Genomic DNA, 21,079 nt, shown 5'->3' with positions numbered 1-21,079 from the left:
AGCGCTTTCTCGGTGCGCATGGTTGTGCCGGGTGCGGCTGGACGGCGGGTGCGGGCTCGTTGCGGCTTGTCGCGCCCACGCGGCGGAGCCGCACATTGATGCAGCCCCGCGCCCGTGACGGGGCGCTTTCAGCTGGCGTACGGGGCTGGGGCCCTGCCCTGCCGTGCCAAGAACTCGAAGTCACACCCGGTGTCCGCCTGGGTGATCTGTTCGTTGTACAGCGCGCCGTAGCCGCGCTCGTAGCGGGTGGGCGGCGGCGTCCACTCGGCCCTGCGGCGTTCCAGCTCCTCCTCGCCCACATGGAGATGGAGGGAGCGGGCCTCGACGTCGAGGGTGATGAGGTCGCCGGAGCGGACGAGGGCGAGCGGGCCGCCGATGTACGACTCGGGCGCCACGTGCAGCGCGCACGCGCCGTAACTCGTGCCGCTCATCCGGGCGTCGGAGATACGGACCATGTCGCGTACGCCCTGCTTGAGGAGGTGGTCGGGGATCGGCAGCATGCCGTACTCGGGCATGCCGGGGCCGCCCTTGGGGCCGGCGTTGCGCAGCACCAGCACGCTGTCGGCGGTGATGTTCAACTCCGGGTCGTTGATGGTGCGTTGCATGGTCTTGTAGTCGTCGAAGACGACCGCGGGACCGGTGTGCTTGAGCAGGTGCTGTTCGGCGGCGATGTGCTTGATGACGGCGCCGTCCGGGCAGAGGTTTCCGCGCAGGACGGCGACTCCGCCTTCGGCGGCGACCGGGTTCTCACGGGTGCGGATGACGTCGTCGTTGTGGACGACGGCGCCCTCGATCTGCTCGCCCAGGGTGCCGTTGATCGTCGGGCGGTCCAGGTGCAGCAGGTCGGTGATCCGCGAGAGGAAGGCGGGCAGGCCGCCGGCGAAGTAGAAGTCCTCCATGAGGTACGTCCGTCCGCCGGGACGGACGTCGGCCAGCACCGGCACGCTCCGCGCGATGCGGTCGAAGTCGTCGAGGGCGAGCGGCACTTGGGAGCGGCCCGCCATGGCGATCAGATGGATGACCGCGTTGGTGGAGCCGCCGAGTCCGAGCACCGTGGTGACGGCGTCCTCGAAGGCCTCGCGGGTGAGGATCCCGGACGGCTTGAGTCCGGTCCAGGCGAGCTCCACGGCCCGGCGCCCGGAGGCGGCGGCCATCCGCTCGTGTCCGGAGTCGACGGCCGGGATCGAGGAGGCGCCCGGCAGCGTCATGCCGAGGGCCTCGGCGGCGGCGGTCATCGTGGACGCGGTCCCCATGGTCATGCAGTGACCGGGCGACCGCGCCAACCCGCCTTGCAGCTCCCGCAGTTCGCAGTCCGTCAGGTTGCCCGCGCGGTGCTCGTCCCAGTACTTCCACATGTCGGTGCCCGAGCCGAGGGTCTCACCGCGCCAGTGCCCCGGCAGCATCGGTCCGGCGGGCAAGAAGATCGACGGTACGTCGGCCGAGGCGGCGCCCATGAGCAGCGCCGGGGTCGACTTGTCGCAGCCGCCGAGCAGCACGGCCGCGTCCACCGGGTACGACCGCAGCAGTTCCTCCGTCTCCATCGCGAGCAGGTTGCGGTAGAGCATCGGGGTCGGCTTCTGGTACGTCTCCGAGAGGGTGGCGACCGGGAACTCCAGCGGGAAGCCCCCCGCCTGCCACACGCCCCGCTTGACCGCCTCGGCGCGCTCGCGCAGATGGACGTGGCAGGGGTTGATGTCGGACCAGGTGTTGAGGACGGCGACCACCGGGCGGCCCCGGTACTCCTCCGCCTCGTAACCGAGCTGGCGCATCCGGGCGTTGTGCGACCAGGTGCGCAGCTGGCCCTCGGTGCCGTACCACTGGTGGCTTCTGAGTTCGTCGGGACGCATTCTGTCGGTCATATGGACCATCCGGCGGCTATGGCGGCGACCTCGGCGCGCTCGTCCTCGGAAAGGGTGCTGCTCGGGGGGCGGACGTCGCGGCGGCACAGGCCGAGGGAGGCGAGGGCCTCCTTGACGACGGTGACGTTGTTTGCGGAGCCGTTCGCGGCCCGGAGTTCCTCGAAGCGGCGGATCTGCTCCCAGACCTTCATGGCGCCCGGGTAGTCACCGGATCGAAGCGCTTCGATCATGTTCAGCGAGACGGACGGGGCGACGTTCACGAGTCCGGAGGTGAAGCCGGTGGCGCCCGCGGAGAAGTACGAGGGCGCGTAGGGCTCGGCGAGACCGGCGATCCACACGAAGCGGTCGAGCCCCGCGTCCCGTGCGAAGGCGGCGAACTTGGCGGCGTCGGGGACGGCGTACTTGACGCCGATGACGTTCGGGCAGGCGTCGGCGAGTTCGGCGAGGCGGGCGCCGGCCAGCTGGGCGTTGCGGATGTAGGGGACGACGCCCAGCTCGGGGACGGCCTCGGCGATGGCGCGGTGGTAGTCGACCCAGCCGCCCTGGGAGACGTACGGATGGACGGGCTGATGGACCATCACCATCTGGGCGCCGTTCTCACCGGCGTGCCGGGCGGAGGCGACGGCGGTGGGCACGTCGTGGCCGACGCCGACGAGGATCGCGGCGCGGTCGCCGGTCTCCTCGACGGTCAACTCGGTGACGAGACGGCGCTCTTCGGGGGAGAGCGTGTAGAACTCGCCGGTGTTTCCGTTGGGGGTGAGGATGCGGATCCCGCCCTCTAGCAGCCGACGCAGCAGGGCCCGGTGGGCGGCCTGGTCGACGGTGCCGATCTCGGTGAACGGGGTCACCGGGATCGCCACCACGTCGGCCAGGGCCGCCCGTTGGGTCTCGAACGTCACGCTGCTCATGCGGTGCCTTCCTGGTTCGCTGCCTGGTCCGTGACCTGGCCGGTTGCCTGGGGGAACGCTCGCTCGACGAAGGACGCGATATGGGCGTGCAGGGCGCGGGCCGCGCCGTCCGCGTCGCCCGCCAGGGCGAGCCGCAGGATCTCCCGGTGCTCGCCGGCCTCCCGCTCCCAGGAGGGTGAGGCCGCCCAGGCCACCGCGGAGACGAGGGCCGCCTGGTCGCGGACCTCGTCGAGCATGCGGCCGAGCAGCGGGTTGCCGCAGGGCAGATACAGGGCGCGGTGGAACTCCCGGTTGGCGAGGGACCGTTCGGCGGTGTCGGTGGCGTCGTCGGCCCTGGTCAGCGCGGTGCGTGCGGCATCGAGGGAGGCCCCTCGCCGCACCGCCCGCCGGAGTGCCTCGGGCTCAAGCAGCAGCCGCACGTCGTAGACCTCGCGCGCCATGTCCGCGTCCACCATGCGCACCGTGACGCCCTTGTACTGGTTCATCACGACGAGACCGGTGCCGGCCAGGGTCTTGAGCGCCTCGCGCACGGGCGTCTTGGACACCCCGAACTGTGCGGCGAGCTCGGTCTCGACCAGGGCCTGGCCGGGCGTCAACTGCCCGGTGAGGATGCGGTGTTTGATCGCGTCCAGCACGTACTGCGTGCGGGACGGGATCGGCGTGGGCACAGAGGTCATGCGCGCCTCTCGGAAGTCACGTATCAGATCTCGGGTATCTGATCTCGCGTATCGCGTCTCATATATGACGTACGAAGTACGACGCGTTGAAGGTAGGAGGGGGCGCATGTTTCGTCAATGCTTCTGACAAAGGAAGTTGGGCTTGCGGGGCCGACCGTTCAGACGGTGGTGGTCTCGCCCTGGGTGACGAGCAGTCGGCTCGCGGGCCATGTGGCCGGCGTCCTCGGGGGTCAGGTGCACCCGTTCGCCTTCGCGATGGGCGTCGATGTCGGGCTCGCACAGGAAAAGGTCGGCGCCGACGGCGAGTTGGCCGAGCGCCGCACACGGTCCGCTGTCCCCGGAGTAGGCGAGCACGCGCCCCTCGCACTCGGCCCGCAGTCCGTACGCCTCGATGTCGTGGACGACGGCGCGGGAGGTGAGGAGCAGGTCCCCGTACCAGGCGGTGTGGCCGTCGTACATGGTACGGAAGTCGGGGATGCCGCTGAGGAACCCCGCGTCGGGGCGTCCGAAGAACCCGGCGAGGCGCTGGGCGCAGTCGCCGGGTGCGTGGACCGGGATGGGGGCGGGCGGGATGAGTCCGCCGTACGCGAGTCCGTAGACCGCGGACAGCAGATCGGCGATGGGAGCACCGCCCGGTCGAGCGCAGTTCGAGACTGGGGGAGGTCCGCGTGCAGGTGCGAGATCCAGATGGCGCTCAGGCGCGCCGGGTCCGTGTGCAGCTGCAACTCCGCGAAGGTTCCGGGTTCGGCGTCCACCCGTACCTCGGCGCCCCCGCCACGCAGCAGATACCCGGAGCAGGGGTGGCCGGGCTGCGGGTGTGGGGAGGCGGTGCCGAGGACGGTGAGCGTGAAGGGCATGCGGGGAGCGTCCGGTCCCTCGTACGCCGCGCCCCTGATTCACGGCAGGCGCACCCGCGGCCGGCTCGCTCCCGCACCGCCCGTCACGGCGTGGGCGCCCACCCGGGGTCCCGCCCGCTGAGCCCCACCGCACGGTCGAGCAGCGGAGCATCCTGCGGCACCGGCACCACGGGCCCGAAGATGCCGCCGCCCCGGCTCGGGTCGTTGGCCGCGGCCAGCAGGAAGTCGTGGGAGGCCTGGAGTGCGGCCGGGTCGGGGGTGTAGTCCTGGCCGGTGGCGCGGGCCAGGTCCCAGCCGTGGATGACCAGTTCGTCGACGGCGACGGCAGCGGCGATCTCACCGGGCAGGTCGATGCCGCCGGCCCTGGTCATGCCGGTCCAGGCGGCCGGGTCGCGCCAGGCCTCGGCCAGTTCGTCGAGAACCTTGGGCAGGGCCTCGCGCCAGTCGGGGGCGAGGTCCGGGGCAGCGGCGCCGGGGTTGGTGTCGGTCGTGACGCCGAGGTCCTTGCGGGCCGCGTCGCGGAAGGCGACGGACAGTCCGAGCAGATGGCCCAGCATGTTGCGCACCGCGCAGTCCGGGCAGGGCGTCGGATCCGCCAGTTGCTCGTCGCTCACGCCCTCCGCGAGCCGCGCGATGACCCGGGTCTGGGGTCCGAGGTCGAGGGTCGTGTCACTCATGCACTGCTCCTCACAGTCGTGTCTCATGGATGTGGACCGACCGCGCCCCCGAAACTCATCGCAGCCCGGTCAGGGCATTTGCAAGGCACCTGCCTCATACCCGGCCGGGGGCCTTGGACCCACCACGGCCAGGCATGACGCCATCCACATGGACGATCGCGCGGGTCCGGCGGGGCCGCGGAGCTGACCGGCTCCGCCGCAAAGCCCTGCTGATCGGCGCGAACCTGCTCCCCGCCGCCCTCCTGCTCACCCTCTTCACCGTCGATTCCCCGAGCCGGCTCGGGCAGCTGTGCATCCGCGGCCGGCGAGGCCGGGCTGCCGCCTCCCACCCACCGACCGGTCCCCCTCAAAGGGCGGCGAGTGCCGACCGTACCGTCTCCAGGTCGCCGTCCGACGCCAGTCCGGCGTGGTACAGCCGCAGTTCGGTGGCGCCTCGGTCGCGGGCCGTCGTCGCGTCCGTGGTCAGCGTGGCCGGGGTGCCGCCCATTCCGGAGACCACGGGGAAGTTGGCGGCGATGACGGCGCCTTCCCGGCTCTGCTCGGCAAAGGGTGTCAGCAGGTCCGTGCCGTCCGCGCACGGTACGACCACGCCGTCCGCGACGGACAGGATGTGGGCGGGGTCCACGCCGGGATTGGCGCCGACGTGGTACGTCACGGGGTCGGCGTGCAGCAGGACCTGGAAGTCGTCGGGGGCCGCCGCGCGCACCGCCCGGACCGCGGTCTCCTGGAGGGTGCGGGCGGTTTCGTCGCGCCACGCGCGCGTGGCGGCCGCCTTCGCCTCGCCGAGCACCTTCTCGACCCCGGTCCACCCGCCGTCATCGGGCGCACCCCGCCACAGCGGCTCCAGCGCCTCGCGTACGGAGGCCGCCAACTCTTCGGCGTCCAGGCCCTGTTCGCCGTAGCCGGTCCGGCAGGCCGGGCAGAAGCAGAGCGCCATCAGGTACATCCCTGCCTCGCCGAGGGCCACACCGCCGGTCTTGTCGTGTGCGTGCAGATGCTGGAGGCCGTACCAGCCGAGCGACTCCAGCTCCGTGCCGCGCGCTCCCGGTCGTACGGCCGCCTCCGCGGCCAGGTCGACGAGGTACGCGCGCGTGGCGGGCTGCGCGATGCAGGGAGCCCAGGGGTAGCGGTCGCCGTAGGCGTTGACGACGGAGGTGTCCGGGTGCTCGGCGCCCAGGCGGGAGTTGTGGGCGAGGACGACCCAGGTGTGCACCTCCAGGCCGGCGTCCGCGAGAGCCGCGGCCGCCTCGCCATAGGCGTCTCCGGGCGCCCAGTCCCCCGCCGGACAGGGGCGCAGCGCACGCCCTTCCCAGCGGCCGTCGGTGGGATACAGCACGGCCGCGTACTCGGCGGTGACGATGCGGTGGCGCGGGTGGCGGGGCGTCAGCGCACGCGTGGAGTGGTACGCGGAGGCCAGCGTCACCTGCTGCACACCGAGCTCGGCGATGCGGCCCGCGGCCGCCGGGTCCCCGTTGACGTCCCAGGGGTAGACGAAAGTCGACGCCTTCACTTGCTCCCCGCCTTCACTTGTCCTCCGCCTTCACGCGTGTCCCCCGCCTTCACTTGTTCTCTTCCAACAGCGCATACCCGCGCTCGATCAGCTCGGCGAGCTGCTTGACATGGTCCTCGGCAGGCTCGTGCAGCGGCGGCCGGACCTCCCCGACGTCGAGTCCGCGCAGCCGTACGCCTGCCTTGACCAGGGCGACGGCGTAACCGCGCCCCTGTGCGCGCAGTTCGACGAACGGCCGGTAGAAGCCGTCGAGGAGCCGGTGCGCGGTGGCGATGTCACCGCACTCCAGCGCCCGGTGGAAGGCGAGCGCGATCTCCGGGGCGAAGCAGAAGACGGCGGAGGAGTAGAGCGGGACGCCGATCGCGCGGTAGGCGAGCTGGGTCTGCTCGGCGGTCGGCAGGCCGTTGAAGTAGAGGAAGTCGCCGGGGGCCTCGCCGCGGACGGCGCTGACGATGCGCTGCATGAGGTCCAGGTCGCCGAGGCCGTCCTTGAAGCCGATGATCCCGTCCGTGCGGGCCAGTTCGACCACGGACTCCGGGGTGAACACGGCGTTGTCACGCTGGTAGACGATCACGGGCAGTGCGGTCGCTGCGGCCACCTCGCGGTAGTGCCGCAGCAGCCCCTCCTGGCCGGCGAGTACGAGGTACGGCGGCATGGCGAGCAGCCCGTCCGCCCCGGCGGACGCCGCCACGCGCGCGTACCGGACGGCGAGCGCGGTGCCGTACCCCGCTCCGGCCACCACCGGCACCCGCCCGTCCGCCGCCTCCACCGCCACCCGCACACACGCCTCGAACTCCTCGGGCGTGAGCGCATGGAACTCGCCGGTACCACAGCACGCGAAGACCGCAGCGGCCCCGCCCTCGACGCCGCGGCGCACATGGGCGCGGTACACGTCGAGGTCGACCGAGCCGTCGGGGCCGTAGGCGGTGACCGGGAAGAACAGCGGCCCGCGGGGGATGCTGAGCCGAGCGGCGAGAGGGACTGACGTCACGGGCACTCCCGGTTCCGATGCTGATACTGATACCGATTCCACGGTCATGATTTACGTCCACATTTCTGAACTCCACCACGCTAAGCTGCCCCTTTACGACCGGTCAAGCGCGCCCACCGGCATCACATCAGCGGATTTCCCCATTTCGCAGAGCACTTGACGCGGTACGGCGCGGCTCCCTAGCGTGTCCACGGATGTGAATATCGTGCATGCATGCGCCCCGCCGACCGAAGGAGAAGCGAGGATGCCAGCCCCCCGCACCGTTCTGCTCACCGGCGCCGCCGGCGGGCTCGGCACCCTGATGCGGAACCTGCTGCCGGCCTTCGGCTACGAGCTGCGCCTCCTTGATGTACGCCCCATCGAGGGCGACCCGGACGCCGTCACCGCGGATCTCGCCGACAAGAAGGCGCTGCGCGAGGCCGTGCGGGGCGTGGACGCGATCATCCACCTGGCCGGCATCTCCCTGGAAGCCCCCTTCGAGAAGATCCTCGCGGCGAACATCGAGGGCACGTACAACCTGTACGAAGCGGCGCGCGAGGAGGGCGTCGGCCGTATCGTCTTCGCCTCCTCCAACCACGCGGTCGGTTTCACCCCGCGCCCCCAGGGGTCCGACCCGCTGATTCCCGTCGACACCCCGCGCCGCCCGGACACCTTCTACGGCCTGTCCAAGTCCTTCGGCGAGGACCTCGCGCAGCTCTACTGGGACAAGCACGGCCTGGAGACGGTCTCGGTGCGCATCGGCTCCTGCTTCCCCGAGCCCACCAGCGTCCGCATGCTGTCCATCTGGCTGAGCCCGGCCGACGGCGCCCGCCTCTTCCACGCGGCCCTGACCGCCGAGAACGTCGGCCACACCGTCGTCTACGGCTCATCGGCCAACACCCGCCTGTGGTGGGACCTCTCCACGGCACGCTCCCTCGGCTACGAGCCGCAGGACGACTCCGAGCCGTACGCGGAAAGGCTGATCGCCGAGCAGGGCGAACTGGACCCCGACAACATCGCCCACGCCTACCTGGGCGGCCACTTCGTGAGCGACCCCCCGATCTGGCCGTACTGAGGTCACCGACGCCGGGAAAAGGTGGGAAACGATCGTTCGCGAGGGCGGGCGGGCACCGAACGGGCCCGCCCGCCCTCGTATTCGGGCATCGCAGCTGCCCGATCTCACGCCCCGGCCCACAGCCCCGCAGGTCCGAGGCGGGCACTCCGCTCGACAAACGGGCACACACGGGCAGCATCGGTCCTGCAACAGGCCTGGTCAGTGCCGCACGCCGGGGGTACAACTTCCTGCGAGGGCCCCACCGGGCCCGAACGGGCACCACGGCACGGAAGCAGGTGACGGCGATGACGGCGAACTCCGCGAAGACGGCAGAAGAGCGCCAGCGGGAGATCGTGCGAGCCGCGCGCGCCACCGGCTCGGTGGACGTCACCGCACTCGCCGCCGCCCTGGGCGTGGCAAAGGAGACCGTACGGCGGGATCTGCGCGCCCTGGAGGACCACGGCCTCATCCGCCGCACCCACGGCGGCGCCTACCCCGTGGAGAGCGCGGGCTTCGAGACGACGCTCGAGTTCCGCGCCACCAGCCATGTGCCCGAGAAGCGCCGGATCGCGGCCGCCGCGGCCGAGCTGCTCGGGGACGCCGAGACGGTCTTCGTCGACGAGGGCTTCACCCCCCAGCTCATCGCGGAGGCACTGCCCAGGGACCGGCCGCTGACCGTGGTCACCGCGTCCCTGCCGGTCGCGGGCGCACTCGCCGAGGCCGACGCCGTCTCGGTGCTGCTGCTCGGCGGCCGGGTCCGCCCCGGGACCCTGGCCACCGTCGACCACTGGACGACGAAGATGCTGGCCGGTTTCGTCCTCGACCTGGCCTTCATCGGCGCCAACGGCATCTCCCGCGAGCACGGCCTGACCACTCCCGATCCCGCGGTCAGCGAGGTCAAGGCGCAGGCCGTCCGGGCCGCGCGCCGCACGGTGTTCGCGGGTGTGCACACCAAGTTCGGGGCGGTCAGCTTCTGCCGGTTCGCGGAGATCGGCACACTGGAGACGATCGTCACGAGCACCCTGCTCCCCTCGTCCGAGGCCCACCGCTACTCACTGCTGGGCCCGCAGGTCATCCGCGTCTGAAGAGCCCGTCCGCGCCCGCACCTTGCGCGTCTGAAATTGCCACTCACCTTCCCTCAGGGCACTTCCATGCCCGCAACCGCCCCTTATCTCCCCAGATGTTCAGGAGCGATCCATGCGCACCCCGAGCCGACGACGGCCACCGCGAGCCACGCTCGCCCTGGCCGCCGCAGGGACGCTGCTCGCCCCGCTGCTCTCCGGCTGTTGGGTCGGGGCGGGCGGGTCCGGTTCCGGCGGCGACTCCATCAACGTCCTGATGGTCAACAACCCGCAGATGGTGGAGCTGCAGAAGCTCACCAAGGCGCACTTCACCAAGGAGACCGGCATCAAGGTGAACTTCACCGTGCTGCCGGAGAACGACGTCCGCGACAAGATCAGCCAGGACTTCGCCAACCAGGCGGGCCAGTACGACGTGGCGACGCTCAGCAACTACGAGATCCCGATCTACGCCAAGAACAGCTGGCTGCACGAGATGAACTCGTATGTCGCCAAGGACCCCGGCTACGACGAGCAGGACGTCCTCAAGCCGATGCGCCAGTCGCTGACCGCCGACGACGGGAAGCTCTACGGCCAGCCCTTCTACGGCGAGTCGTCCTTCCTGATGTACCGCAAGGACATCTTCGCCGAGAAGGGCCTGACGATGCCGGCCCACCCCACCTGGGACCAGGTGGCCAAGCTGGCCGCCGAGGTCGACGGGGCGAGGTCCGGGATGCGCGGCATCTGTCTGCGCGGCCTGCCCGGCTGGGGCGAACTCATGGCCCCGCTCACCACCGTGGTGAACACCTTCGGCGGAACCTGGTTCGACAAGAACTGGAAGGCCCAACTCGACTCCCCCGCCTTCGAGAAGGCGACGAAGTTCTACGTCGACCTCGTGCGGGGGCACGGTGAGTCGGGGGCTGCCCAGTCCGGCTTCGCGGAATGCCTCAACAACATGACCCAGGGCAAGGTCGCCATGTGGTACGACGCCACGTCCGCCGCCGGATCCCTGGAGGCCAAGGGCTCCCCCGTCAAGGGCAAGCTGGGCTACGCCCCCGCCCCCGTCGAGAAGACCGAGTCCTCCGGCTGGCTCTACACCTGGGCCTGGGGCATCCAGAAGGCCTCCCGCAACCCCGACAAGGCCTGGAAGTTCGTGTCCTGGGCCTCCAGCAAGCAGTACGAGCAGCTGGTCGGCGACACCAGCGGCTGGTCCAACGTCCCCGCGGGCAAGCGCGCGTCGACGTACACCAACGCGGACTACCGCAAGGAGGCCGGCGCCTTCCAGGAGATGACCAGGGAGGCCATCGAGGGCGCCAGGCCCAACGACCCGGGGGTGCAGCCGCGCCCCGCGCCCGGCATCCAGTTCGTCGGCATCCCCGAGTTCACCGATCTCGGCACCAAGGTCTCCCAGGAGATCAGCGCGGCGATCGCCGGACGCCAGTCCGTCGACTCGGCGCTGCGCAAGTCCCAGCAGCTCGCCGAGAAGATCTCGAAGGAGTACGAGGGACGATGACCGCCACGACAACGGCTCCCCTGGCCGCAACTCCCGTACGCACCACCCGCCGGCCCTCCGCCCGGCTGAAGGCCTGGTCCACCCGGGCCCCGCTGCTACCCGCCCTGGTCTTCATGATCGTGGTGACGCAGCTGCCGTTCGTGGCCACCCTGGTGATCTCGTTCTTCGACTGGAACGCCCTGTATCCCAAGGCCCGCCGCTTCACCGGCTTCGACAACTACCAGCAGGTCCTCTCCGACGCCGACCTGCGCCACTCGGTGTGGACGACGGTCCTGCTGACGGTGACGGTGGTCCTGGTCAGCCTGGTCCTGGGCCTGGTCCTCGCCCTGCTCCTGGACCGGAGGTTCCGGGGCCGGGGAGTGGTCCGCACCCTGCTGATCGCCCCCTTCCTGGTGGTCCCGGTGGCCGCGGCCCTGCTGTGGAAGCACGTCCTCTACAACCCCGAATACGGCCTGCTCAACGGCCTGTTGCACTATGTGGGCGGCCCGCAGCCGGACTGGATATCCAACACGCCGCTGCTCGCGGTCGAGGCCTCCCTGATCTGGCAGTGGACGCCGTTCATGATGCTGATCCTGCTGGCCGGCCTGCAGAGCCGCGACAGCCAGCAGCTCGAAGCCGCACGCGTGGACGGCGCGAGCGACTGGCAGATCTTCCGCCATCTGACGCTCCCGCACCTGCGCCGATATCTGGAACTGGGCGCCCTGCTCGGCTCGATCTACATCGTCCAGAACTTCGACGCGGTCTTCACGATCACATCCGGCGGCCTGGGCACGGCGAATCTGCCGTACACCGTCTACCAGAGCTTCTACCAGGCCCACGAGAACGGCCTCGCCTCGGCCGCGGGCGTCCTGGTGGTCATCGGCTCGATCATCATCGCGACCTTCGCCCTGCGCGTCGTGTCGTCCCTGTTCCGCGAGGAGGTGTCCCGCGCATGAGCACGGTCGCCGTACGAACGAGCCCCCGCCGCAAGGGAGTCGGCCTGGGTCTGGCGGCCTGGCTGCTCGGCCTCGTCTTCTTCCTGCCCATCGCCTGGATGGCGCTGACGTCCTTCCACTCGGAGTCGGACGCGGCGACCAACCCGCCGTCCTTCGGCGCCGCCCTCACCCTGGACGGCTACCGCGAGTTCTTCGGCACGGGCGGCGGCGCGAGCCCCTGGCCCGCGCTGGTCAACTCCGCGGTGGCGTCGGTGGGTTCGACGGTCCTGGTCCTGCTGCTGGCCCTCCCGGCCGCGTACGCCCTCTCCATCCGCCCGGTGAAGAAGTGGACGAACGTCCTGTTCTTCTTCCTGTCCACGAAGATGCTGCCGGTCGTGGCGGGCCTGCTCCCGATCTACCTGTTCGCCAAGAACACCGAGATGCTGGACAACATCTGGCTGCTGGTCATCCTCTACACCTCCATGAACCTGCCGATCGCGGTGTGGATGATGCAGTCCTTCCTCGCCGAGGTGCCGGTGGCGGTGATCGAGGCGGCGCAGATCGACGGCGCCCGGCTGCCGACGATCCTCGCCCGCGTGGTGGCCCCCATCGCCCTGCCCGGCATCGCCGCGACGGCCCTGATCTGCTTCATCTTCAGCTGGAACGAACTTCTCTTCGCCCGAGTGCTGACCGGCGTGGTGGCCGAGACGGCCCCCGTCTTCCTGACCGGCTTCATCACCAGCCAGGGCCTGTTCCTGGCGAAGGTGTGCGCCGCGTCGCTCGTCATCTCCCTGCCGGTGCTCGCCGCGGGGTTCGCCGCCCAGGACAAGCTGGTCCAGGGCCTGTCACTGGGAGCCGTCAAATGAAGGCCGCCGTCATCGAGTCCGTGGGCCGCGCCGTCGTCACCGAGGTCCCCGACCCGACACCCGGCCCGCGCGAGGTCGTCGTCGAGGTCGCCGCCTGCGGCCTGTGCGGCACGGACCTGCACATCCTCCAGGGTGAATTCGCACCCAAGCTGCCGATCGTGCCCGGGCACGAGTTCGCGGGCCGGGTCGTCGGGGTGGGCACCCAGGTCACCGAGGTCGCGGTCGGCGACCGGGTGGCGGTCGACCCGTCGCTCTACTGCTACGAGTGCCGGTACTGCCGTACGGGCCACAACAACCTCTGCGAACGGTGGGCCGCGATCGGCGTCACGACGGCCGGGGGCGCGGCGCAGTTCGCGGTGGCGCCGGTGGCGAACTGCGTGAAACTGCCCGAGCACGTACGCACCGAGGACGCGGCCCTGGTGGAGCCTCTTTCCTGCGCCGTCCGCGGCTACGACGTGCTGCAGTCACGCCTGGGCGCGCACGTCCTGATCTACGGCTCGGGGACGATGGGCCTGATGATGCTGGAGCTCGCCAAGCGCACGGGGGCGGCGAGCGTGGACGTCGTCGACCTCAACCCGGCGCGGCTGGAGACGGCGGTACGGCTGGGGGTGTCGGCGTCGGCTGCGAACGCGGACGAGCTGGAACGGCCGCAGGGCTGGGACGTCGTGGTCGACGCCACCGGGAACGCGGCGGCGATCCAGGACGGGCTGGGGCGGGTGGCGAAGGCGGGGACGTTTCTGCAGTTCGGGGTCGCGGACTATGCGACGCGGGTGACGATCGATCCGTACCGCATCTACAACGAGGAGATCACCATCACGGGCTCCATGGCGGTCCTGCACAGCTTCGAGCGGGCGGCGGAGTTGTTCGCGAACGGGGTGCTGGATCCGGAGGTCTTCATCAGCGACCGGATTCCCCTGGAGCGGTATCCGGAGGCGCTGGAGCAGTTCGCGTCGGGGGTGGGCCGCAAGATCGTGGTGGTGCCGTAGGTTTCTCGCCCCCGCCGCCCCTTCCCGTCCCGGGGGCCAGCCCCCGGACCCCCGCTCCTCAAACGCCGGAGGGGCTGGATTGTGGCGGGAGGGGCTGATTCTCGCCGGCCAGGGTTTGATCTTTTCAGCCCGTCCGGCGTTTGAGGACGAGGCCGTTCAGGCCGAAGCGGGGGTCTCGGGGCGGCAGCCCCCAGGGGACGGGAATGGGTAGGGGCGGCGGGGGCGAAAGAAAAGGTCGGCCAATTGGGCGGAGGGTAAGGGAACGGTAAAGCGCCCCCGCTCGTTCACCCGGCATGACAGCTATGACCCCCGGCTCGAACATCCCTCTCTCCACCGCCCGCGTGACGGTGGACGTCGCCGCCCCGGTGCGGCTCGACGTATCGGGCCTGCTGCTCACGGGCGACGGCAAGGTGCGCTCCGACGACGACTTCATCTTCTACAACCAGCCGGTCGGCCCGGGCGTGACCTACCGGTCGGGCGGGGGCACGGCTCCCGACGCGATCACCGTGGACACCGCCGCCGTCCCGCCGGGCATCGAGAAGATCGTGGTCACCGCGAGCCCGGACGCCCAGGGCCAGACCTTCCAGGGCATCGAACCGACGGCCACGATCCGCAACGCGGACGACAACACCGTCCTGGCCACGTTCACACCGCCGCAGCTCGGCACCGAGACGGCACTGGTGGTCGTGGAGATCTATCTGCGGGGCGGCCAGTGGAAGGCCCGCGCGGTCGGCCAGGGCTACGCCAACGGCCTGGCGGGCATCGCCACCGACTTCGGCGTCACGGTGGAGGAACCGGCCGCGGCCGCCCCGCCCCAGCCGGTCGCCCCGCCGACGCCCACGATGCAGCCCCCGGTGACCCCGCCGGCCCCTCCCCTGTCCACCACCGCGCCGCCTCCCCCGGCCACGGCCGCCCCGGGCACCGGAAAGATCAACCTCGACAAGGGCCGGGTCAGCCTCCAGAAGAACCAGACGGTGTCCCTGGTCAAGGGCGGCCGCCCGCTGCTCTCCCAGGTCAAGATGGGCCTCGGCTGGGAGCCCGCCTACGGCGGCAAGGACATCGACCTGGACGCGTCGGTCATCGCGTACGGCCCGCAGCGCAACCACATCGACAGCTGCTACTTCGGCAAGCTGTCCATCCTGAACGGCGCGATCAAGCATTCCGGCGACAACCTCACGGGTGAGGGCGGAGGCGACGACGAGGTCATCGTGGTCGACCTCGGTCGCATCCCGCAGGAGGCCACCGGCCTGGTCTTCACGGTCAACTCCTTCTCCGGCCAGAAGTTCACCGAGGTCGCCAAGGCCTACTGCCGCCTGCTGGACGCGACCACCGACGAGGAACTGGTCCGCTTCGACCTCACCAACGCCGAACCCCAGACGGGCGTGATGATGGCCAAGCTGATCCGCCAGTTCTCCGGCGAGTGGGAGATGACAGCAATCGGCGAGTTCGTGAAGGCCCGCACGGTACGGAACATGGTGAAGCCGGCCGCGCAAGCGCTGTAGTTCGCCCGTACGACGACCATGGGCGCCCCCGGCCAGGGGGCGCCCGGCGTTCACGCCCCGGGTGCGGGACGCAGACCGTCCGTCAGCAGCGACAGGTAGCGGCGGATGTGTGTGCCCTCGCCGTTCGCCAGCTCGGACGCCGTGGCCACACCGTGCGCCAGCCGCAGGATCTCGATCGGCTCGACGTCCTCACGCAGCGCCCCCTCCCGCTTCGCCGCCCCGACCAGCCGTTCCGCCGCCCCCTTCACCGAGTTTCCGCAGGCCGTGACCACGGCATTGCTGCCGTCCGTGACGGCCGAGCCGAGCAGGGACTTGAGCCCCCTGACCTGGATCATCCCGGCGCTGAGTTCGTTCAGCCACTCCACCAGCGCCTCGCCCGGCGGCAGTTCCCGCGCGAAGTCGTCGGCGCGTGCCGCGATCGCCTCGATGGCATCGACGTACACCGCCTCGAGCAGCGCCTGACGCGTCGGGAAATGCCGGTACAGCGTGCCCGACCCGACCCCCGCCCGCTTGGCGATGTCGTCGAGCGACGCGTTCTCCCCATGCTCGGCGAAGGCTTCCGCCGCGACCTTCAGCAGCCGTTCGTAGTTGCGACGCGCGTCCGCTCGCATGGGCTTGACCTGCGCCATTCAGATACTCCTTGCGAACCGGGGACTCTCTCCGTATTTTAGCGAGAGTTAAACGGAGACAGTCCCCGGTTATCTCTGCGGGCCACCCTTTCCTGCCCACATTCCGTTGCTCAGTGCTGCCCGCGCACATCCCACCCGGGGGACATCGAACGGGAGAACTCCATGGCCGGCCCGTCCAGCACCACCGAAGCCCCGCTCGCCTCACCACAGCACCCCGCCAGGCTCCGCACCGTCCTCTTCGTCATCGTCACCGCCTACCTGATGGTCGGCGTCGACTCCACCGTCGTCAACGTCGCCCTGCCCGACATCCAGCAGGACCTCGACTACAGCCGCACCGGCCTGTCCTGGGTCCTCAATGCCTACACGCTCGCCTTCGGCGGCCTGCTGCTGCTCGGCGGCCGCGTCGGGGACATCGTAGGCCGCCGCCGCACGCTCGCCACCGGCGTCCTGCTCTTCGCCGGCTCCTCCCTGCTCGGCGGGCTCGCCACTGACAGCGCCTGGCTGCTCGCGGCCCGCGCGCTGCAGGGCGCGGGCGCCGCGCTCACCGCCCCCAGCACCCTCGCCCTGATCACCACCAACTTCCCGGAGGGCCCGCGCCGGCACCACGCCCTCGGCATCTACTCCTCCATGGCGGGCATCGGCGCCTCCATCGGCCTGGTCCTGGGCGGCATGCTCACCTCCTGGGCGTCCTGGCGGTGGGCTCTGCTGATCAACGTCCCGACAGGGCTCGGAGTGGCCCTCGCCCTGCCCCGCTTCGTCAGCGAAACCCCGCGCCACGAAGGCCGGTTCGACGCGGCCGGCGCACTGACCGGCACCGCGGGCATGACCTCACTCGTGTACGCCTTCATCCGGGTCTCCGAGGCGGGCTGGAGCGACACCCAGGCGCTGCTCGGCTTCAGTACGGCCGCCGCCCTGCTCGCCGCCTTCACGATCGTCGAGTCCCGCGCCGTCCAGCCGATCATGCCGCTGCGGCTCTTCTCGGACCGCAACCGTGCGGGCGGCTACGCAGGCGTGCTGTTGCTGCCGGCCGGCATGTTCGGCGCGTTCTACTTCCTCACCCTGATCAGTCAACAGGTCCTGGAATACAGCCCGTTGCGCGCAGGATTCGCCTTCCTGCCGATGACCCTGGCGATGTTCACCACCGTCCGCTTCGTGCCGCGGCTGCTGGCCCGGTTCGGCGTCAAGCCGGTCCTGCTCACCGGCATGGGCCTGCTCGTGGCCGCGGCCGCCTGGCTGTGGCGGCTCGAACCCGGCGAAGGCTACCCGTCCGGTCTGCTCGGCCCGCTGCTGCTGATGGGCGTCGGTGTCGGCCTGAGCTTCATGCCGCTCAACGCGACGATCCTCGCCCGTATCGAACCTCGCGAGGCGGGCGCCGCCTCCGGGCTCCTGCAGACCCTGCAGTGGCTGGGCGGCACCCTCGGACTGTCCGTCCTGGTGACAGTGTTCGGCACGGCGACCCGGCATGCCTCGGGCACCCCGGCCGAGATCCTCACCGAGGGGTCGGCGCGCGCGTTCGGCGTCGGCGCGCTGATCGCGCTCGCCGCCCTGCTGGTGTCTGCGTTCGTGATCAGCGGACAGAAGCGGGGAGCCACCCGGCCTGAAGCTGCCTAGAACAGCGCGCTGTACGCATTGAGAGCAGGCTGCCCGCCCAGATGGGCATACAGCACCGTCGACTCCCGGCCGATCTCCCCGCGCTCGACCAGGTCCACCATCCCGGCCATCGACTTCCCCTCGTACACGGGGTCGGTGACCATCCCCTCGGTGCGGGCCGCGAGGCGCATCGCGGCCAGGGTGGTCTCGTCGGGGATGCCGTAGATCCCCGCGTGGTAGCGCTCGTCCAGCTCGACGTCCGTCACGGTCAACTCCCGTTTGACGCCGATGAGTTGTCCGGTGTTCCGGGCGATACGGGCGATCTGCTCCCGGGTGGCGGCGGGCTTGGCCGAGGCGTCGATGCCGAGCACGCGTCGGGGCCGTCCACCCCCCTCCTCCAGCGCGGCGAAGCCGGCGACCATGCCGGCCTGGGTCGACCCGGTGACGGAACACACCACCACCGTGTCGAAGAAGACCCCCAACTCCCGTTCCTGCTCGGCGACTTCGTACGCCCAACCGGCGAAGCCGAGGCCGCCGAGCGGGTGGTCGGAGGCCCCGGCCGGAATGGCGTACGGCTTGCCGCCCGACTCCTCTACCTCCCTGAGTGCCTGCTCCCAGCTCTCCTTGAACCCGATACCGAACCCGGCCCGCACCAGCCGTACGTCCGCCCCCGCGAGCCGGCTGATCAGGATGTTGCCGACCTTGTCGTACACGGAGTCCGGCCATTCCACCCAGCTCTCCTGGATCAGCACGCACTTGAGCCCGGCGCGGGCGGCGCAGGCGGCGACCTGGCGGGTGTGGTTGGACTGGACGCCACCGATGGACACGAGCGTGTCGCAGCCCTTGGCGAGCGCGTCGGCGACCAGGTACTCCAGCTTGCGGGTCTTGTTGCCGCCGTAGGCGACACCGGAGTTGCAGTCCTCGCGCTTGGCCCACAGGGAGGCGCCGCCGAGGTGGGCGGTCAGGCGCTCCAGGGGGTGCACCGGCGAAGGGCCGAAGAGGAGCGGGTAACGCTCGTACGAGGAAAGGGACATGGGTCCTCCCGGGTCGGGATCAGTCGCCGTCGGCGAGGTCGTCGGCGAGGGTGCGCCAGATCTCCGCGGTGACGCGGGCCGCCTCGTCCACACTGCCCTCCGCGCAGGCGTCGATCAGCTGCTCGTGCAGGCCGGCCGAACGGCAGGTGCTCTCGCCGAAGCGACGGCGCTCCAGTCGGCGGATGAGGGGGGTGTAGCGGGCGATGGTGGCGGCGGCCGCCTGGTTGCCGGCGACGCGGACCAGCACGTCGTGAAGTTCGTCGTCGGCGCGCAGGGCACCGTCGACGTCCCCCGAGCCGACGGCCGCGGCGAACCGCTCGTTGACCGCGCGCATCGCCTGGACGTCCGCGGCGAACAGCCGGGGCACGGCGACCCGCGTGGCCAGCTCGTGCATGGCGCCGACCACGGCGGCGGCGTCCCGCACCTCGGCCGTGACGACCGGGGTGACCCGCGTGTAGCTCTGCGGCTTGCTCTCCAGCAGCCCTTCGTCCACCAGCCGGGAGAAGGCCTGCCGTACCGGCGCCCGGGACAGCCCGAGCCGCTCGGCGAGCTCGGCGTCCCGCACCACGGCACCGGGTTCGAGCTCCCCGGCCACGATGGCGTCGCGGATGGATGCGTAGGCGCGGTCCCTGAGGAGGGTGCGCTCGACGGGTCGTATGGCCTCCACGAACTGAAATGTTAGATGTCAGTCCTGGCGCGGACAAGGCTGTGGCCCGCACCCCGTAGGAGTGCGGGCCACGACCTGCGGCTCAGGCCGCCCAGGGCCAGTCGGCGTCCCGAGCGGACTCGAGCAGAGGCACCATCCGGAAAGCCGCGTCCGACAGGCCCCCGAAGGTGTGCCTGTTGCCCTTCCCCGACGGGCCGTGGCCCGCCCGGTAGCCGGCGAGGTTCCAGGTGTACACCGGCACATGCGCCGGGACCTGCTCGGTCGGGTCGCCGTGGCGGCTGTAGGTGTACTGCTCGTCGGTGACGATCAGCACCCGGTCCTGCCCGCGGTAGTGCGCGCGGATGGCCGAGGTGGTGTCGGTGCCGCCCAGGTCGCCGAAGCGGCCGAGGATCTTCAGCACCGACTCGCCCTCGTCGAACGACAGCCGCCGGCTGGTGGTGCCGAACTCGACGAGGTCGGCGTCCTGCGCCCGCAGCGCGAGCGCCGTGCCGAAGATCGCCGCCGCGTCGGCCCGGTTGAGCTCCGAGCGGTCCGACAGCGGCGCCCACATCGAGCCGGAACGGTCGACGAGCACCAGCGTCCGGCCCGGCAGCGCGGGCACATTGACCAGCGAGTGGCCGAGCGCCTGCTCCAGCGGGTACGACCAGCGCAGCGAGGGCGCGTGCTGGTACGCGGCGAGGTACCGGAAGGGGAACTGCCGCGAGCGCGCGACCTCCGCCGGGTCGCTGATGCGCGCGGCCACCTGGGCCGCGACCTTGTCGGAGACGCCGGCCTGGTCGAAGTTCCGCAGGTTCCTCACGAGCGCCATGACCCCCATGGACGGGATCACGGCCTCCCAGGCCGCCTTGTCCATCGGGCCCTGCAGCCATCCGGCCAGCGCCTCCCAGGTCATCCCGGCCTCCGCCAGACGCTCAGCCCCGCCGCGCGAGGTCACCACCGCGCGCCGCTTGGCCAGCGGCAGCGCCATCAGCTCGCGATGCGCGGTCAGCACACGGTTCGAGGCGGGCGGCACCGCGGTGTCCGGGTTGTGCCGGCGGTCGAGGGCGTACTGGAACAGGTCGCCCTGCCACGGCTTGTCCGGGTCGGGTGCGGCGTGCACCAGGTTGAGGATGTCGCCGAAGCGGTAGCCCTTGGAGGCGGTGTCGTACTTGAGCAGCGACTTGCCGCTGTAGAGGCGGCGCACGGCGTCGGCGATTCCGCGCTTGACGGGCTTGGGGACGCTGCGGCCGTACGTCGCGGTCCAGTACGCGAGCAGTTCGCCGGGCTCGTCGGGGCGCTGCAGCACGGAGGCGATGACCTGGCGGTTCGAGGGGCCGTCGGTGGCGCCCGCGTCGAGGCGCGCCTTCACGTACTCGGCGGCGCCGACGAGCGCGGCCGTACGGATGTTGCCCTCGCCTCGCAGCCAGCCGAGCAGACCGGCGGTCCAGGTCGGGTCCTCCACGGCGAGGCGCCGGACGAGGCGCGCGAAGCGGTCGTCACGGTCGGCGCCGGACTCGTAGAAGGTCTGCTGCGACACGAAGTTGGCGATCGCGAGCAGAAAAAGCTCGGAGCGCGCATCCCGCTCACGGCCGCGGCCGCCCTCGTACGAACGGAGCACGCGGCCCGTCGAGGTGACGCGCGAAGTGGGCTGCGCCCGCGCCGCCTTGGTGTTGAATCGTGCCATGGTGAATTCCCCCGAATTCGTTTTCGGAGGGAGGCGCAGCAAAAGGAAGGTGTCCGAGGTCGAAGTCGACTGCGGTGCTTATCAACTGGCGCGTCTTCCGTTCCGCCACACCGACCTGAGTCGATGACGGGATTCGAACCCGCAC

At 70.8% G+C, this 21,079-nt stretch carries 18 protein-coding genes and 1 pseudogene; 8 read left to right on the top strand and 11 right to left on the bottom strand.

Going from position 1 to position 21,079, the window contains the following annotated elements; all coding sequences use genetic code 11:
- Positions 1-128: 128 nt before the first annotated feature.
- The 7 genes and pseudogenes from araD to ACIBW9_RS06585 all read right to left on the bottom strand — a co-directional run bounded on the left by araD (position 129) and on the right by ACIBW9_RS06585 (position 7,479).
- Complete coding sequence (araD, locus tag ACIBW9_RS06615) at positions 129-1,859, bottom strand: L-arabinonate dehydratase (protein WP_398951804.1); 1,731 nt, start codon at positions 1,857-1,859, stop codon at positions 129-131.
- The gene (locus ACIBW9_RS06610) at positions 1,856-2,767 is read right to left on the bottom strand and encodes a dihydrodipicolinate synthase family protein (protein ID WP_398951801.1); all 912 of its coding nucleotides are present in this window, start codon (positions 2,765-2,767) and stop codon (positions 1,856-1,858) included. Before ACIBW9_RS06610 ends, araD begins: the two co-directional genes overlap by 4 nt.
- Entirely contained in the window at positions 2,764-3,444 is a 681-nt protein-coding gene (locus ACIBW9_RS06605) for a GntR family transcriptional regulator (RefSeq protein ID WP_398951799.1), read from the bottom strand. Before ACIBW9_RS06605 ends, ACIBW9_RS06610 begins: the two co-directional genes overlap by 4 nt.
- 186 nt (positions 3,445-3,630) lie before the next feature.
- Positions 3,631-4,301, bottom strand: a pseudogene (locus ACIBW9_RS06600) (MBL fold metallo-hydrolase); the annotation flags it as partial.
- Between the two features lie 83 nt (positions 4,302-4,384).
- Complete coding sequence (locus tag ACIBW9_RS06595; protein ID WP_398951797.1) at positions 4,385-4,978, bottom strand: TIGR03086 family metal-binding protein; 594 nt, start codon at positions 4,976-4,978, stop codon at positions 4,385-4,387.
- A gap of 346 nt (positions 4,979-5,324) precedes the next feature.
- Entirely contained in the window at positions 5,325-6,488 is a 1,164-nt protein-coding gene (locus ACIBW9_RS06590; RefSeq protein ID WP_398951795.1) for a hypothetical protein, read from the bottom strand.
- A gap of 49 nt (positions 6,489-6,537) precedes the next feature.
- Positions 6,538-7,479, bottom strand: coding sequence for a 5-dehydro-4-deoxyglucarate dehydratase (locus ACIBW9_RS06585; protein WP_398951793.1), 942 nt, complete (start codon positions 7,477-7,479; stop codon positions 6,538-6,540).
- Positions 7,480-7,723: 244 nt separating this feature from the next.
- On the opposite strand from ACIBW9_RS06585, the gene ACIBW9_RS06580 reads away from it, so the two are divergent.
- From ACIBW9_RS06580 to ACIBW9_RS06550, 7 genes are all read left to right on the top strand, one after another.
- Entirely contained in the window at positions 7,724-8,533 is an 810-nt protein-coding gene (locus ACIBW9_RS06580) for an NAD-dependent epimerase/dehydratase family protein (RefSeq protein WP_398951791.1), read from the top strand.
- A 284-nt stretch (positions 8,534-8,817) separates the two neighbouring features.
- Positions 8,818-9,597: a DeoR/GlpR family DNA-binding transcription regulator gene (locus tag ACIBW9_RS06575; protein ID WP_398951789.1), complete on the top strand. Its 780-nt coding sequence runs from the start codon at positions 8,818-8,820 to the stop codon at positions 9,595-9,597.
- 112 nt (positions 9,598-9,709) lie between these two features.
- Entirely contained in the window at positions 9,710-11,083 is a 1,374-nt protein-coding gene (locus tag ACIBW9_RS06570; RefSeq protein ID WP_398951786.1) for an ABC transporter substrate-binding protein, read from the top strand.
- Positions 11,080-12,018 (top strand): carbohydrate ABC transporter permease, encoded by a 939-nt coding sequence (locus tag ACIBW9_RS06565; protein ID WP_398951784.1) that lies wholly within the window; start codon positions 11,080-11,082, stop codon positions 12,016-12,018. Before ACIBW9_RS06570 ends, ACIBW9_RS06565 begins: the two co-directional genes overlap by 4 nt.
- Positions 12,015-12,863: a carbohydrate ABC transporter permease gene (locus ACIBW9_RS06560; RefSeq protein ID WP_398951782.1), complete on the top strand. Its 849-nt coding sequence runs from the start codon at positions 12,015-12,017 to the stop codon at positions 12,861-12,863. The genes ACIBW9_RS06565 and ACIBW9_RS06560 overlap by 4 nt, the downstream gene beginning before the upstream one ends.
- Positions 12,860-13,849, top strand: coding sequence for a zinc-dependent alcohol dehydrogenase family protein (locus ACIBW9_RS06555; RefSeq protein ID WP_398951780.1), 990 nt, complete (start codon positions 12,860-12,862; stop codon positions 13,847-13,849). The genes ACIBW9_RS06560 and ACIBW9_RS06555 overlap by 4 nt, the downstream gene beginning before the upstream one ends.
- 302 nt (positions 13,850-14,151) lie before the next feature.
- The gene (locus ACIBW9_RS06550) at positions 14,152-15,351 is read left to right on the top strand and encodes a TerD family protein (RefSeq protein ID WP_398952135.1); all 1,200 of its coding nucleotides are present in this window, start codon (positions 14,152-14,154) and stop codon (positions 15,349-15,351) included.
- Between the two features lie 50 nt (positions 15,352-15,401).
- On the opposite strand, the gene ACIBW9_RS06545 is transcribed toward ACIBW9_RS06550, so the two are convergent.
- On the bottom strand, positions 15,402-15,980 hold the full coding sequence (locus ACIBW9_RS06545; RefSeq protein ID WP_398951778.1) for a TetR/AcrR family transcriptional regulator: 579 nt from the start codon (positions 15,978-15,980) through the stop codon (positions 15,402-15,404).
- Between the two features lie 162 nt (positions 15,981-16,142).
- On the opposite strand from ACIBW9_RS06545, the gene ACIBW9_RS06540 reads away from it, so the two are divergent.
- Positions 16,143-17,591, top strand: coding sequence for an MFS transporter (locus tag ACIBW9_RS06540; RefSeq protein WP_398951776.1), 1,449 nt, complete (start codon positions 16,143-16,145; stop codon positions 17,589-17,591).
- Here the strand turns inward: ACIBW9_RS06540 and ACIBW9_RS06535 are convergent.
- The 3 genes from ACIBW9_RS06535 to ACIBW9_RS06525 form a co-directional block, all read right to left on the bottom strand.
- Positions 17,588-18,604: a 1-aminocyclopropane-1-carboxylate deaminase gene (locus tag ACIBW9_RS06535; protein WP_398951774.1), complete on the bottom strand. Its 1,017-nt coding sequence runs from the start codon at positions 18,602-18,604 to the stop codon at positions 17,588-17,590. The genes ACIBW9_RS06540 and ACIBW9_RS06535 overlap by 4 nt on opposite strands.
- Before the next feature lie 19 nt (positions 18,605-18,623).
- Positions 18,624-19,271, bottom strand: coding sequence for a GntR family transcriptional regulator (locus ACIBW9_RS06530; RefSeq protein WP_398951771.1), 648 nt, complete (start codon positions 19,269-19,271; stop codon positions 18,624-18,626).
- 82 nt (positions 19,272-19,353) lie between these two features.
- Positions 19,354-20,934, bottom strand: coding sequence for a TROVE domain-containing protein (locus ACIBW9_RS06525; protein ID WP_398951769.1), 1,581 nt, complete (start codon positions 20,932-20,934; stop codon positions 19,354-19,356).
- Between the last annotated feature and the right edge of the window lie 145 nt (positions 20,935-21,079).

Source organism: Streptomyces sp. NPDC049541 (genome assembly GCF_044465725.1).
Taxonomy (GTDB): domain Bacteria; phylum Actinomycetota; class Actinomycetes; order Streptomycetales; family Streptomycetaceae; genus Streptomyces.
This window is presented reverse-complemented; position numbering and strand designations above follow the sequence as displayed.